At 71.0% G+C, this 14,556-nt stretch carries 10 protein-coding genes and 4 tRNA genes; 7 read left to right on the top strand and 7 right to left on the bottom strand.

The genetic code is table 11. The annotated features are described in order from the left end of the window. Nucleotides 1–90 precede the first annotated feature (90 nt). Nucleotides 91–1,182: a Leu/Phe/Val dehydrogenase gene (locus ACFCV8_RS12260; RefSeq protein WP_376685230.1), complete on the bottom strand. Its 1,092-nt coding sequence runs from the start codon at nt 1,180–1,182 to the stop codon at nt 91–93. Between the two features lie 175 nt (nt 1,183–1,357). On the opposite strand from ACFCV8_RS12260, the gene ACFCV8_RS12255 reads away from it, so the two are divergent. Together ACFCV8_RS12255 and bldC are read left to right on the top strand one after the other, a co-directional pair. Continuing rightward, complete coding sequence (locus ACFCV8_RS12255) at nt 1,358–2,200, top strand: hypothetical protein (RefSeq protein ID WP_376685229.1); 843 nt, start codon at nt 1,358–1,360, stop codon at nt 2,198–2,200. 610 nt (nt 2,201–2,810) lie between these two features. Then, on the top strand, nt 2,811–3,017 hold the full coding sequence (bldC, locus tag ACFCV8_RS12250; RefSeq protein ID WP_003949541.1) for a developmental transcriptional regulator BldC: 207 nt from the start codon (nt 2,811–2,813) through the stop codon (nt 3,015–3,017). A gap of 967 nt (nt 3,018–3,984) precedes the next feature. On the opposite strand, the gene ACFCV8_RS12245 is transcribed toward bldC, so the two are convergent. Together ACFCV8_RS12245 and hrpA are read right to left on the bottom strand one after the other, a co-directional pair. Next, nucleotides 3,985–4,059, bottom strand: a tRNA-Asp gene (locus ACFCV8_RS12245). A gap of 150 nt (nt 4,060–4,209) precedes the next feature. Then, a complete protein-coding gene (gene hrpA / locus ACFCV8_RS12240; RefSeq protein ID WP_376685228.1) occupies nt 4,210–8,142 on the bottom strand; it encodes an ATP-dependent RNA helicase HrpA in 3,933 nt (1,310 codons plus the stop codon). Nucleotides 8,143–8,339: 197 nt separating this feature from the next. Between hrpA and ACFCV8_RS12235 the strand changes: the two genes are divergently transcribed. From ACFCV8_RS12235 to ACFCV8_RS12225, 3 genes are read left to right on the top strand one after another with little or no spacing between them, the layout of a single operon-like run. Then, nucleotides 8,340–8,771, top strand: coding sequence for a hypothetical protein (locus tag ACFCV8_RS12235; RefSeq protein WP_376685227.1), 432 nt, complete (start codon nt 8,340–8,342; stop codon nt 8,769–8,771). Nucleotides 8,772–8,823: 52 nt separating this feature from the next. Beyond that, a complete protein-coding gene (locus tag ACFCV8_RS12230) occupies nt 8,824–9,732 on the top strand; it encodes a DsbA family protein (RefSeq protein ID WP_376685226.1) in 909 nt (302 codons plus the stop codon). Continuing rightward, nucleotides 9,729–10,580 (top strand): cytochrome c biogenesis CcdA family protein, encoded by an 852-nt coding sequence (locus ACFCV8_RS12225; protein ID WP_376685225.1) that lies wholly within the window; start codon nt 9,729–9,731, stop codon nt 10,578–10,580. The genes ACFCV8_RS12230 and ACFCV8_RS12225 overlap by 4 nt, the downstream gene beginning before the upstream one ends. A gap of 38 nt (nt 10,581–10,618) precedes the next feature. Here the strand turns inward: ACFCV8_RS12225 and ACFCV8_RS12220 are convergent. The 4 genes from ACFCV8_RS12220 to ACFCV8_RS12205 form a co-directional block, all read right to left on the bottom strand. Further along, a tRNA-Phe gene (locus tag ACFCV8_RS12220) sits at nt 10,619–10,695 on the bottom strand. 23 nt (nt 10,696–10,718) lie between these two features. Continuing rightward, a tRNA-Asp gene (locus ACFCV8_RS12215) sits at nt 10,719–10,793 on the bottom strand. Nucleotides 10,794–10,832: 39 nt separating this feature from the next. Then, nucleotides 10,833–10,905: transfer RNA gene (locus ACFCV8_RS12210), tRNA-Glu, on the bottom strand. Nucleotides 10,906–11,061: 156 nt separating this feature from the next. After that, nucleotides 11,062–11,412, bottom strand: a complete 351-nt coding sequence (locus tag ACFCV8_RS12205; protein WP_376685224.1) for a metallopeptidase family protein — start codon at nt 11,410–11,412, stop codon at nt 11,062–11,064. A gap of 310 nt (nt 11,413–11,722) precedes the next feature. Between ACFCV8_RS12205 and ACFCV8_RS12200 the strand changes: the two genes are divergently transcribed. Together ACFCV8_RS12200 and ACFCV8_RS12195 are read left to right on the top strand one after the other, a co-directional pair. Then, on the top strand, nt 11,723–12,316 hold the full coding sequence (locus ACFCV8_RS12200; RefSeq protein ID WP_376685223.1) for a hypothetical protein: 594 nt from the start codon (nt 11,723–11,725) through the stop codon (nt 12,314–12,316). A 208-nt stretch (nt 12,317–12,524) separates the two neighbouring features. Further along, nucleotides 12,525–14,489 (top strand): DEAD/DEAH box helicase, encoded by a 1,965-nt coding sequence (locus tag ACFCV8_RS12195; RefSeq protein ID WP_376685222.1) that lies wholly within the window; start codon nt 12,525–12,527, stop codon nt 14,487–14,489. Nucleotides 14,490–14,556 lie beyond the last annotated feature (67 nt).

Below are 14,556 nucleotides of genomic sequence, written 5' to 3'. Positions count from 1 at the left end.
GGCGTGAGTCTTCTCTCGCCGGTCGGCGGGTCGGTGGACCACAGGGGTCCCGCGGGGCGCCGGGGACGCGCGGTGACGCGTCCGGCACCGTCAGCTCCGGCGCGCTTCGGCCATCCGCTGCTCGGCGATCCGGTCGGCCGCGGCGGCCGGCGGGATGCCGTCTTCCTTCGCACGTGCGAATATCGCCAGCGTGGTGTCGAAGATCTTCGAGGCCTTGGCGCGGCACCGGTCGAAGTCGAAGCCGTGCAGCTCGTCGGCGACCTGGATGACCCCGCCCGCGTTCACCACGTAGTCGGGCGCGTACAGGATCGCCCGGTCCGCGAGGTCCTTCTCGATGCCGGGGTGCGCCAGCTGGTTGTTGGCCGCGCCGCACACCACCTTGGCCGTGAGCACCCGGACGCTCTCGTCGTTCAGCGCGCCGCCGAGCGCACAGGGCGCGTAGATGTCGAGGCCCTCGGTACGGATCAGCGCTTCGGTGTCCGCCACGACGGAGACCTCGGGGTGCCGCTCGGTGATCCGGCGTACGGACTCCTCGCGGACGTCCGTGATCACGACCTCCGCACCGTCCGAGAGCAGGTGCTCGACAAGGTGGTGCCCGACCTTGCCGACTCCGGCGACCCCTACTTTTCGGCCACGCAGCGTCGGGTCGCCCCAGAGGTGCTGGGCGGAGGCCCGCATGCCCTGGAAAACGCCGTAGGAGGTGAGCACCGAGGAGTCGCCGGCGCCACCGTTCTCGGGCGAACGGCCGGTGGTCCAGCGGCACTCGCGGGCGACCACGTCCATGTCGGTGACGTAGGTGCCGACGTCGCAGGCCGTCACGTAACGCCCGCCGAGCGAGGCCACGAACCGGCCGTAGGCCAGCAGCAGCTCCTCCGACTTGATCCGCTCGGGGTCGCCGATGATGACGGCCTTGCCGCCACCGTGGTCGAGCCCGGCCATGGCGTTCTTGTACGACATGCCGCGCGCGAGGTTCAGCGCGTCGGCGACGGCCTCCGCCTCGGAGGCGTACGGGTAGAAACGGGTGCCGCCGAGGGCCGGGCCCAGGGCGGTGGAATGGAGCGCGATGACGGCCTTGAGGCCGCTGGCCCGGTCCTGACATATCACGACTTGTTCGTGGCCACCCTGGTCCGAACGGAACAGGGTGTGCAGTACGTCGACGGGCGCGCCGGTCACATCGGTCACTGTGGTGACTCCCAATTACGAAGCGGCGACGACCCTCCTGAAGGTGGGGAGGGCCGCGGCCGGACCGGCACGGCCGGTCCGACTGGGCAAGAGGGTATGTCCTGCGGGGGCGCGGATCGGCCGTCCTGCCCCGGATCACCCCCCGGCGGAGTACGGGCGTGACACGATCTGCTGCATGTCGGTGGTGTCTTCGGTACTTGTCCCTTATGCGTCCTATCTCCGGGTGTACGAGCCGCTGGCCGCCTTCCCGGAGCCCGAGCGCACGCACTGGGCGCGGTACGCCGGACAGCCCGGGACACCCACGGCCCAGGACGAACTGCGCCGCTCGCTGGCCGATTTGGCGGCCACCCCGCCGGCCGCCGTACCGGCGCACGAGAGCGGGGACGCGTTCGTCGCCGAGGTCGACGGGGTGGTGTGCGTCTGCCCGTGGCGGACCAGGCTGCGCGGCTGGCTGGCGATGGAGGAGCTGGCGGAGCTGTTCCCCGGGCCGGTGCTCGACGCGGTGCTGCCGCCGGTGGTACGCGGGCAGGCGGCGGCGGACCACGAGCGATGGGCGGAGCGGAATCCGGATGCCAGGCCGTGGATCCGCTCCGCGCTGTGGCAGGTGCCGGTGCGGTGGTTCGTGCTCTTCGACGACGAGGAACGCGAGCACACGGCGGGCGGGGACGGGGCCGCGCCGGTGCTGCGATACCGGACGCCGATGGTGCAGGCCCGTCGCCGGCTGGCCCGCGGGCTGAGGACGCTGCGGGACTCGGTGGCGGAGGGCTCGCTGACCGAGGGGCTCGTCGACGTGGGGCGCTGGCTGGAGGAGTTCCATCCGCGGGCCCTGGTCGAGCTGGACTACGGCGGCCTGGTGCACGCGCTCCCGGCCGAGCAGCTCGCGGCGGACCGGTCGGCGGCCGATGTGGCGGAGGGCATCGCGGCGCTGCGGGCCGGTGACACCGACGCGGCGGGCGAGGCGTACGGGCGGCTGGCCGAGCGCTGGCGTGCGGTGAGAGACCGTCAGTTCGCCAACTGACCGGGCGCGGAGACAGTTCGGAGCCGGTCGGAGGGCGGCTCAGAGCCGGTCGGAGGGCGGTTCGGAGGCGGTCGGAGGGTGGTCGGAGGGCGGCCCGGAGGCAGCGCGCTCGCTCTTCGCTGTGATCTGTGGGGCTGAAGAGGCAGAATCACACTCCTGCGGTCGTGGGACCTACGTCCCGAACCGGGCCTTTGGCTCAAGCGTGATGGACTGCACTATCTGGGCTCTTGCGCCCTTACCCACTCCTCATGCCAAAATAGGACAAGGAGCCCGGGGAGGGCTCTCTCCGTCCAACTAAGGGCGGAATGCTCAGCATTGCACGCTATGGGGGGTCTGATGGCTCCTGATCACTCTGTGACTGATCGTCACTGAAGAGTGACTGTCCGCTATGGCATGGTCCATCGGCTTCCGTCGCTGATGAACACCTGGGAGGGCAATTCCATCGGTTTGGCCGACGTGGCTGGACGGATGGTGTAGTTGTAGTGCCGAGGACAAGCCGTTCGTCCTATAACCGACTCGGCCCGCGTCCGCCATTTCGGGCAACGCGGGTCAAGGTGCAGAATTTAGAGGAAAGAACCGAGATGGTTCGGTTCTCCCGAGGAGGCCGCTCATGACCGCTCGCACCCCTGATGCCGAGCCGCTGCTGACCCCGGCTGAGGTTGCCACGATGTTCCGCGTGGACCCGAAGACGGTTACCCGCTGGGCCAAGGCCGGCAAGCTCACGTCCATCCGCACGCTCGGTGGACACCGCCGGTACCGCGAGGCAGAGGTCCGCGCACTGCTTGCGGGTATTCCGCAGCAGCGCAGCGAGGCCTGACACACCCCCTGCCACGCCGCTCCACCCGGGCCTTCCGAGTCCCCCAACTCGTACGGGCCCACCCCATGGCTCCACATGACGGGCGCCCGCCCCAACGGGCGCCACACCTGTGAAACGCAGGTGCGTCATTCGATCGCGCTGGACTCCGCCGGGTCCAGCGCGATCTTTTTTTGTGCGCGCGGAAAGGGTGCCGGGCCGGACCGCCGGAGCTGCCGCCGGAAGCCCGCGCGGGGTCGTACGCGTCACAGCGGTCCACAGGGGTCCGTACGGGCCGCCACAGGAAACCGTGCGTCCTGTTTCTGTTCGGACCGGGTGCGGGTTTGAGCGAGTCCGTTCGGGACTGTTCCAGCACGATCGAGGAGGTCAGATCGGGCGATCGGAAACTGTCTTGCCGCACCCTCATCCGGGAGGTGCAATTGCACATATTAAATTCGCTACTTGTAGGGCGGGCGTAAGATCCCCACTCCGCAAAACTGCTTTGGTGACTCCCGTCACACTGCCTGAGCCTTGTTATGTACGAGCCTGCCACCGCGAGGGGGCGGAACGGCCTGCCATTGGTCACCCACCCGCAGGACTTTCGTCCCTGGCTCCCGGAAAGCCACACAGGGCCCCTACGGGCGCGTTCGGCCACTCGGAGCGGAATCCGGGCACGGCGAGCCGTCGCGGGCCCCAGGGCGGGCTACAGAGGCCGAAGGGCGGGCGGGTCGGGATCCGGGCGGGCCGAACGGGACGAGAAGGCCGGCCGCCAAGCGCTCCGCGGCCAACGGCAGGTCCGCGGAGCACAAAAGCGCGAAAGCACGGGAGCACGGGCCATGACAGCCGTCCTCCCCTCCACGGGCCGCCAACCGCCGACCACAGGCAGGCCGGTGACCACGGACCGCGAGCACGGCCACCGGTCACCCGTCACCAACCACGGGGCGGAACGCGCGAAAGCCCGGATCCAGAAGGATCCGGGCTTTCGTTACTGCGGTCCTGACGGGATTTGAACCCGCGGCCTCCACCTTGACAGGGTGGCGAGCACTCCAAACTGCTCCACAGGACCAGGCTTTTCGCTTCCGGCCTTGCGGCTGGCTGCGAAGACAGACTGTACAGCAGGTCAGAGGCTCAGGTCGAACTCACCGAAGGTGGTGGCCCGGTCACGCCCGGAACGGCCTGTCGTACCGCCCGAAACAGCCCGTCCGGTCGGTCCCTTTCACGGTGCCGCCGCGTCGATCGCCTTCACGATCCGCTTGTCGGAGACCGGGTACGCGGTGCCCAGGGCGTGCGCGAAGTAGCTGACCCTCAGCTCCTCGATCATCCAGCGGATCTCCAGGACCTCCTGCGGCACGGGCCTGCCCTGCGGCAGTTGTTCCAGCAGCCAGGCGTACTCGTCCTGCATCTCGTGGACCTTCTCCATGCGCGTGGTGTCGCGCTGGGCGGCCGTCGGCATCTGCTGGAGCCTGCGGTCCACGGCGACCAGATAGCGCATCAGGTCGGGCAGCCTGCGCAGCCCGGTCCTCGTGACGAAGCCGGGCGGCACGAGGGCGGCCAGCTGGTCGCGGGCGTCGGCGACGTTGTCGACCAGGACCAGGCTGTTGGTCGCCTTCAGGCGCCGTTCGCAGGACTGCCAGGCGGCCAGCACCTGCTGGACCTGCTTCACCGTGTGCTCGGTCAGCGCGACGAGATCGGTGCGCACCTTGTCGTACAGCTTCCGGTACGACTCCTCGTCCCAGGCCGGGCCGCCGTGGACGCCGATCAGCCGGTCGGCCGCCGCCGTCGCGCAGTCCTCGAAGAGCGCCTGGACGGAGCCGTGCGGATTGCGGGACAGGGCGAGCTTCTGCTGGTTCGTCAGCTGGTCGGAGACGAACTTCGCCGGATTCACCGGCACGTTCAGCATGATCAGCTTCCGGGTGCCCAGCCGCATCGCCTGCTGCTGCTCGGCCTCGGTGTCGAAGAGCCGTACGGCGACGGTGTCGCCCTGGTCGACCAGCGCGGGATACGCCTTGACCGGCTGGCCCGCCCTCCGGGTCTCGAAGAGCCTGTTCAGCGTGCCGATCGTCCAGTCCGTGAGGCCCGAGCGCTCGATCGACTCGCCCGAGGGCCCCGCCGTGGCCGCTGCGGCCTTGGAGAGCGCCTGACGGGCCTTCGGGCGCAGCTGGAGCTTCAGCGCCTCCAGGTCCTTGTCCTCGGCCACCTTGCGGCGCCGCTCGTCGACGATCCGGAACGTGATCTTCAGGTGGTCCGGTACCCGGTCCAGGTCGAAGTCGTCGGCCGTGACCGGGACGCCGACCATCCGCTGGAGCTCGCGGGCCAGCGTGACCGTCAGCGGCTCCTGGAGCGGTACGGCCCGGTCGAGGAACTTGTCGGCGTAGTTCGGCGCGGGGACGTAGTGGCGGCGGATCGGCTTGGGCAGCGAGCGGATCAGCTCCGTGACCACGTCCTCCCGCAGGCCCGGGATCTGCCAGTCGAAGCCCTCGGCGGTGACCTGGTTGAGCACCTGGAGCGGGACGTGGACGGTCACCCCGTCGGCGTCCGCGCCCGGCTCGAACTGGTACGTGACCTTGAACTTGAGCTTCCCCTGGCGCCAGGAGTCCGGGTAGTCGTCCTTGGTGACGGCGCCGGCCTTCTCGTTGATGAGCATCGAGCGCTCGAAGTCCAGCGCGTCCGGCTCGTCCCGGCGCTTGTGCTTCCACCAGGAGTCGAAGTGCGCCCCGGAGACCACGTGCTCGGGGATGCGCCGGTCGTAGAAGTCGAAGAGCGTCTCGTCGTCCACGAGGATGTCGCGGCGCCGGGCACGGTGCTCCAGCTCCTCGACCTCGCCGAGGAGCTTGCGGTTGTCGTGGAAGAACTGGTGGTGGGTCCGCCAGTCGCCCTCGACCAGGGCATTGCGGATGAACAGGTCGCGGGAGGTCTCGGCGTCGATACGGCCGAAATTGATCTTGCGCTGGGCGATGATCGGGACCCCGTAGAGCGTGACCCGCTCGTACGCCATCACCGCCGCCTGGTCCTTCTCCCAGTGCGGCTCGCTGTAGGTGCGCTTGAGGAGGTGCTGCGCCACCGGCTCGATCCACTCCGGCTCGACCCTGGCGTTGACCCGGGCCCACAGCCGGGAGGTCTCGACCAGCTCGGCCGACATCACGAACCGCGGCTGCTTCTTGAAGAGCGCCGAACCGGGGAAGATCGCGAACTTGGCGCTGCGCGCGCCCAGGTACTCGTTCTTCTCGGTGTCCTTCAGCCCGATGTGCGAGAGCAGCCCGGAGAGCAGCGAGACGTGCACCGCCTGCTCCGGCGCGTCCTCCTCGTTGAGCCCGATCCCCATCTGTTTGGCGACCGTGCGCAGCTGGGAGTAGATGTCCTGCCATTCGCGGATGCGCAGGAAGTTCAGGTACTCCTGCTTGCACATCCGGCGGAAGCTGGAGGAGCCGCGCTCCTTCTGCTGCTCGCGGATGTACCGCCACAGGTTGAGGAAGGCCAGGAAGTCGGAGGTCTCGTCCTTGAAGCGGGCGTGCTGCTGGTCGGCCTGCGTCTGCTTCTCGGAGGGCCGCTCGCGCGGGTCCTGGATGGAGAGCGCCGACGCGATCACCATGACCTCGCGGACGCAGCCGTTGCGCTCGGCCTCGATGACCATGCGGGCCAGGCGCGGGTCGACGGGCAGCTGGGAGAGCTGCCGGCCGAGCTGGGTGAGCCGCTGCCCCTTCTTCTCGCCCGCGGACTTCTCGCCCTGCTCCAGCGCGCCGAGCTCCTGGAGGAGCTGGATGCCGTCGCGGATGTTGCGGTGGTCCGGCGGGTCGATGAAGGGGAACTTCTCGATGTCGCCGAGACCGGCCGCGGTCATCTGGAGGATGACGGAGGCGAGGTTGGTACGGAGGATCTCCGGGTCGGTGAACTCCGGCCGGGTCAGGAAGTCGTCCTCGGAGTACAGCCGGATGCAGATGCCGTCCGACGTACGGCCGCAGCGGCCCTTGCGCTGGTTGGCGCTGGCCTGCGAGATCCGCTCGATCGGCAGCCGCTGGACCTTGGTGCGGTGGCTGTAGCGGGAGATCCGGGCGCTGCCCGGGTCGATCACGTACTTGATTCCGGGGACCGTCAGCGAGGTCTCGGCGACGTTGGTCGCGAGCACGATCCGCCGCCCGGTGTGGCGCTGGAACACCCGGTGCTGCTCGGCGTGCGAGAGCCGGGCGTACAGCGGGAGCACCTCGGTGTGCCGGAGGTTGCGCTTGTTCAGCGCGTCCGCGGTGTCGCGGATCTCCCGCTCGCCGGAGAGGAAGACCAGGATGTCGCCGGGCCCCTCGGACTGGAGCTCGTCGACGGCGTCGCAGATCGCGGTGATCTGGTCGCGGTCGGCGTCGTCGCCGTCCTCCTCCAGCAGCGGGCGGTAGCGCACCTCGACCGGGTACGTACGGCCGCTGACCTCGACGATCGGGGCGTCGCCGAAATGGCGGGCGAAGCGCTCGGGGTCGATCGTCGCGGAGGTGATGACGACCTTCAGGTCCGGGCGCTTGGGCAGCAGCCGGGCCAGATAGCCGAGCAGGAAGTCGATGTTCAGCGACCGCTCGTGGGCCTCGTCGATGATGATCGTGTCGTAGGCGCGCAGCTCGCGGTCGGTCTGGACCTCCGCGAGGAGGATGCCGTCCGTCATCAGCTTCACGAACGTCGCGTCGGGGTTCACCTGGTCGGTGAAACGTACCTTCCAGCCGACCGCCTCGCCCAGCGGCGTACTCAGCTCGTCCGCGACGCGCTCGGCGACCGTACGGGCCGCGATCCGGCGCGGCTGGGTGTGCCCGATCATGCCCCGGACGCCGCGCCCCAGCTCCATGCAGATCTTCGGGATCTGCGTGGTCTTGCCGGAGCCGGTCTCCCCGGCGACGATCACGACCTGGTGGTCGCGTATCGCCTCCAGGATCTCGTCCTTCTTCTGGCTGACCGGAAGCTGTTCCGGGTAGGACACGGCGGGCACGCGGGCGGCCCGCAGCGAGAGCCGCTCGGCCGCCTTGCCGGCCTCGGCGGCGATCTCGTCCAGCACGGCCTGCCGGGCCTCGGGCTTACGGATGCGGCGCGCCCCTTCGAGACGGCGGCCGAGCCGGTGCGCGTCGCGGAGCGAGATCTCTCCGAGCCGGTTCTGGAGATCAGCGAAGGAAGTAGACATACGGAGCCCAGGATCTCACCCGGGCGCGGAGAACGGCGAACGCATTTCGTGCGGTCCGGGTCACCTTCCGGGCACCCCTCGGAGCGGCCGGATCACAGCACGTACCATTTCGGGCAGCTGATCACCCGCCGCCCCCGCCCGTAGCCCCAGCCGTCGCCCCCGTCAGCCGTCGCCCCCGTCCGGAAAGGCCGGTCGCCGTGTCCCGTACGCAGTGGTACTGCCTGACGGCGGTGCTCGCGGTCGTACTGGGACTGTTCTGCGGACCGGGAAGGGCCTCGGTCACCGACTCGGCGGCGAAGCCGGTCGCGTCGGCCGCGCTCCCGACGGCGGCCGGCGCGGCGACGGACGCGGCGGCCGACGCGGACCCGGATGCCCCGGACGCCCCGGTGGTCGCGGCGGACTCCGGCCGGCGCCCGCTCCCGGGCTGCGGCCGCACCAGGAAGCAGGACGACGCCCCCTCCCTCCCGGGCCGGTCCCGGTCCGCGTACGACCAGGCGCCCGGCCTCGCCGGATGGGGGCTGCCCGCCGCCACCGGACAAGCACCGGTCCACCCGCCCGCCCGGCCGATACGGCGCGCCCCCGTGTCCGCCGCGCCCACCCCCGTCGAGCTCTCCGTGCTGAGGGTGTAGGACGACCGCCCCACCGGTCCCTTCCACCCCTTCTTTCCGCATGGAGTCACGCATGTCCGCATCCCCTTCTCCTTCCCCGTCCGCGCCCACGTCCGCGCGCAAGCCCGCGTCCCGCAAGCCGTTGCTCTACGGCGCCGGTGTCGTCCTCGCCGCCGCCCTGCTCGGTTTCGTCTCGTACCGGGCCACCGCCCCCGACCGAACGGGTTCCGGTTCCTCCTCGATCGCCGACGTCAGCGCCGACCCGGACGCCGGTGTCTATCCGGAGCTGGAGAAGCTCGCCCGCCGCGACGCCGGTGACAAGCTCGCGCAGGGCCGTGCCGACGCGCCCGTGGTGCTGATCGAGTACGCCGACTTCAAGTGTGGCTACTGCGGAAAGTTCGCCCGCGACACCGAGCCCGCCCTGGTGAAGAAGTACGTCGAGAACGGCACCCTGCGCATCGAGTGGCGCAACTTCCCGATCTTCGGCGCCGGGTCCGAGGCCGCCGCCCGCGCCGCCTGGGCCGCCGGGCAGCAGGACCGCTTCTGGCAGTTCCACGCCGCCGCGTACGCCGAAGGGGCCAAGGAGAAGGGCTTCGACAAGGACCGGCTGAAGGCGCTCGCCCGCGAGGCCGGGGTCGCGGACCTCGACCGCTTCGTCCGGGACGCGGACAGCCCCGCCGCGTACGCCGCCGTGTCGAAGGACCAGGAGCAGGGGTACGGGATCGGCGCGACCTCCACCCCGTCGTTCCTGGTCAACGGCCGTCCGATCGCCGGGGCCCAGCCCATGGAGACCTTCACCCGGGCGATCGACGCGGCCGCCGAGAAGGCCCGCGCGCGGCAGGACGCGAAGGACTCGGAGAAGGACGCAAAGAAGGACGCGGGCAAGGACTCGGAGAAGGACGCAGGCAAGGACGCAGGCAAGGACAGCGGGAAGAAGCCCGCGGACGACACCGCTGACGGCGTCGCGGACGGCGACAAGTGACCGCGGACATCGGCTACTTCGCGGCCTTCCTCGGCGGGCTGCTCGCCCTGGTCAGCCCGTGCAGCGCCCTGCTGCTGCCCGCCTTCTTCGCCTACTCCGTCAGCTCCGCCTCACGTCTGCTGGCCCGTACCGGCATCTTCTACGCCGGGCTGGCCACGACCCTGGTCCCGCTCGGCGCGGCGGGCTCGTTCGCCGGGCGGCTCTTCTACCGGCACCGGGACGCGCTCGTCCTCGGCGCCGGCTGGCTGATCATCGCGCTGGGCGTCGCCCAGATCGTCGGCCTGGGGTTCGCCTCGCGCCGGATCGCCGCCCTCAGCGGCCGCATCCGCCCCACCACCGCCCTGTCGGTCTACGCCCTGGGCGCGGTCTACGGACTGGCCGGCTTCTGCGCGGGCCCGATCCTCGGCAGCGTCCTCACCGTCGCGGCGGTCAGCGGCAGCCCGGTCTACGGCGGGCTGCTGCTCGCCGTCTACGCCCTGGGCATGGCGGTGCCGCTCTTCGTGCTCGCGCTGCTCTGGGAACGCTTCGACCTGGGTCGCCGGGCCTGGCTGCGCGGCCGGGCCTTCCGGCTCGGCCGCTTCGAGCTGCACACCACGACCCTGCTGTCCGGACTCTTCTTCATCGCCCTCGGCGCGCTGTTCCTCGTGTACGACGGGACGACCGCGCTGCCCGGACTGCTGGACGTGGACGACTCGTTCGCCGTCGAGCAGTGGGCCCAGCGGGTCGGGGAGCGGGTACCGGACGCCATGGCCCTGGTGGCCGTGGTCGCGGTGGTGCTGGTGATTCTCGCGGTACGGGCGTGGCGCGGCCGGGCGGGCGTGAACGACGCGGACCGGGAGGAGGTCTGACACGACGAAGGCCCCGTCCACCGGACGGGGCCTTCGGGTGGTGGCTGGGGCCGGGATCGAACCGGCGACCTATCGCTTTTCAGGCGATCGCTCGTACCAACTGAGCTACCCAGCCACGCAGCTCACCAGGAGCTGCAGCGGTCCTGACGGGATTTGAACCCGCGGCCTCCACCTTGACAGGGTGGCGAGCACTCCAAACTGCTCCACAGGACCAAGCTAATGTGCGAGACAAGTCTCGCACACGGTAAAGCGTGCCCCCAACGGGATTCGAACCCGTGCTACCGCCTTGAAAGGGCGGCGTCCTGGGCCACTAGACGATGAGGGCTAAGGGCCCACCTGCGCACCTTCCGGCGCGTCGGGGACGTGAGAAGCATATGGGATGGCGGCGGCTATCGCCAAAACGGTTTACCGCGAGCGCCCGCAGGGGGTGTGCGCGGGCGCGCGGGAGGTCGCGGAGGCGACCCGGCGAGCCCGTCCGGGATCAGCCCCAGCCCAGTTCGTGGAGGCGCTCGTCGTCGATGCCGAAGTGGTGGGCGATCTCATGGACCACGGTCACGGCGACCTCGTGGACCACCTCGTCCGGTGTCTCGCACATGCGCAGCGTCGGGCCCTTGTAGATCGAGATGCGGTCCGGGAGGACCCCGGCGTACCACTCGCCCCGTTCCGTGAGCGGAGTCCCTTCGTAGAGCCCCAGGAGCTCGGGATCGTCGGCCGGAGGCTCGTCCTCCACGAAGACCGCCACGTTGTCCATGATCCGTGTCAGTTCGGGCGGGATCGTGTCCAGGGCGTCGGACACCAGCTCTTCGAAGGCTTCTCGCGTCATCTCCAGCACACGGCCATTGTCCGCGAGCCGCGCCGATTCCGGGCGGGCCGATTCGAGGCAGGGCGGGAAGCGCCGGTTCCGGGGCCGGTCGTGGCGGACCCGTCACGCGGGGCCGTCACGCGGGGCCGTCACGCGTACCTGTCGCGCGGGGCCCGCCGCGGAGAGGCGTCGCCGAGGACCCGTCGCGGAGGACCGTTTCCGGGCGGCCGGGAGGGGTGGGGCGTGTCCCCGGCGGGGTGGCGGGAGTTGGGCACGGCGCCCACCCCTTTCTCCTGCCGCGCCGCTCCCCTCTCTTCCCCGTACCCCGGAGGTGCCTCCCGTGCGCCAATTGCCCGCACCCGCCCGCTGGGCGGCCGTCGTCGCCGTGACGGTCGCCGCGTCCACCGGCTGCATGAGCATCGGTGAGGGCGGCGCCAAGCCCTCGCCCTCCCCGTCACCGTCACCGTCGCCCGGGCACGGTGGGAGCGCGGCCCGGCCGGACGGCGGCACGGTGGAGGGCACCGGGCGGGTCCGGGCCGTCGGCGGGACGGGGGCGCACTCCGAGCGGGAGGCCGAACACTCCCCGCGGCCGGGCGGGGCCGCCGCCTCCTCGGCCACGCCCGGGGGCGCGCTCCCGGGCGGCGGGGCGGGCGCGGGGGCGGACGGCGGCGCCGAGCCGCCGCGGGGCGCGCCGGTGCCGAAGCCGTCGTCATCGAAGCCGGGGCCCGGGGTGCCGCAGGAGCCCGAGCCGCCGGATTCGTCCGGGCCGGAGGCGCCCGAGCCGCCGGGCTCACCCGAGCCGGAGGAGCCGGGGTCCCCGCCGCTGCCGTCCGCCTCGCCCGCCGCCCAGGTCCGCGGCGAGGCACCGGGGTTCGAGCGGGGTCCGGCAGCGGCGCGGGAGCCCGGGGCCCTTCCTCGGACGGAGCCGGTGTAGCGCAGGTCACGGAAGGCCGGTTTGCGCGATGTGGGGAGGAGTGCGTATGGTAGTAGATCGTTTGATCCCATTGCCCGGCGCCGAAACAGAAGCGCGCCGTGTGGCGCGTACTCTCCCTTGCCGTGGCTGGACCGCATTGAGGCGGTCGAAATTGCGAATCACGGAGTTACGGGCGCGTGCCGAGACTCCGGAAGGTTTCGCATTTCGCATGTCAATTTCCAGTTCTGACCGCGCCGTCCTGCCCGAGAACGTCGAAGACGTCGAGCAGGTCGAGCAGACCGAGAACCCCGAGAACACTCAGAGCGCCGAGAGCGCCGAGCGTGTCGAGAACACCGAGCGCGACGAGCAGGCCGAGCAGGTCGAGCAGTCGGAGGGTGACGACACCGAGGACGCTCCGGCCGAGCCGACGATCACCTTCGCCGACCTGGGCCTGCCCGAGGGCATCGTCCGCAAGCTCGCGCAGAACGGTGTGACGGCCCCGTTCCCGATCCAGGCCGCGACCATCCCGGACGCCCTGGCCGGCAAGGACATCCTGGGCCGCGGCCGTACCGGCTCCGGCAAGACGCTCTCCTTCGGTCTGCCGACCCTGGCCGCGCTGGCCGACGGGCACACCGAGAAGAAGAAGCCCCGCGCCGTCATCCTCACCCCGACGCGTGAGCTCGCGATGCAGGTCGCGGACGCGCTCCAGCCGTACGGCGACGTGCTCGGCCTGAAGATGAAGGTCGTCTGCGGCGGTACGTCGATGGGCAACCAGATCTACGCGCTGGAGCGCGGTGTCGACGTCCTCGTCGCCACCCCGGGCCGGCTGCGCGACATCATCAACCGGGGCGCCTGCTCCCTGGAGAACGTCCAGGTCGCCGTCCTCGACGAGGCCGACCAGATGTCCGACCTGGGCTTCCTGCCCGAGGTCACCGAGCTGCTGGACCAGATCCCGGCCGGCGGTCAGCGCATGCTCTTCTCCGCCACGATGGAGAACGAGATCGGCACGCTGGTCAAGCGCTACCTGGACAACCCGGTGAGCCACGAGGTCGACAGCGCCCAGGGCAACGTCACGACCATGACGCACCACGTCCTCGTCGTGAAGCCGAAGGACAAGGCGCCGGTCACCTCCGCCATCGCCGCCCGCAAGGGCCGCACGATCATCTTCGTCCGCACCCAGCTGGGCGCCGACCGCATCGCCGAGCAGCTCGTCGAGGCGGGCGTCAAGGCGGACGCGCTGCACGGCGGCATGACGCAGGGCGCCCGTACCCGGGTGCTCGCGGACTTCAAGGACGGTTACGTCAACGCGCTCGTCGCGACCGACGTCGCCGCCCGCGGCATCCACGTCGACGGCATCGACCTGGTGCTGAACGTGGACCCGGCCGGTGACCACAAGGACTACCTGCACCGCTCGGGCCGTACCGCCCGGGCCGGCAAGTCGGGTGTCGTGGTCTCGCTGGCGCTGCCGCACCAGCGCCGTCAGATCTTCCGCCTGATGGAGGACGCGGGCGTCGACGCATCGCGCCACATCGTGGGCGGGGCGGGCGCCTTCGACCCGGAGGTCGCCGAGATCACCGGTGCCCGTTCGCTGACCGAGGTCCAGGCCGACTCCGCCGCCAACGCCGCCCGTCAGGCCGAGCGCGAGGTCGCCGACCTGACGAAGCAGCTGGAGCGCGTCCAGCGCCGTGCCGGTGAGCTGCGCGAGGAGGCCGACCGTCTGGTGGCCCGGGCCGCGCGCGAGCGGGGCGAGGACCCCGAGGCCGCGGTGGCCGAGGCCGCCGCCGAGGCGGAGGCCGCCGCCGAGGCCGCCGTCTCCGTGCCGGAGCAGCCCGCCGCCCGTGACGAGCGCCGGGACGACCGGGGCAACTTCGAGCGCCGCGACAACCGTGGCGGTGACCGCGGTGGTTACCGTCGTGACGACCGCCGGGACGACCGTGGTGGCCGGTCCTTCGACCGCCGCGACGACCGCCCCTCGTTCAACCGCGACCGCCGCGACGACCGCCCCTCCGGCGGCTTCCGCTCCAGCGGTGGTGACCGCCCGTTCAACCGCGACCGCCGCGACGACCGCCCCTCGGGCGGCTTCCGCTCCGGCGGCGGCGACCGCCCGACCGGCCGCCGTGACGACCACCGCGGCTCCGGCAGCAGCTCCTTCGGCCGCCGCGACGACAAGCCCCGCTGGAAGCGCAACGGCTGACACCCGAGCCCGATGACCTGCTGAAGGTCCGCGGATTTTCGCCCTGCCGGGGCCCGATGGCCGATAC

This window comes from Streptomyces sp. NPDC056347, from assembly GCF_042262625.1.
Classification (GTDB): Bacteria; Actinomycetota; Actinomycetes; order Streptomycetales; family Streptomycetaceae; genus Streptomyces.
The sequence above is the reverse complement of the archived record's forward strand: the minus strand, read 5'-3'. Positions and strand labels throughout refer to the sequence as shown.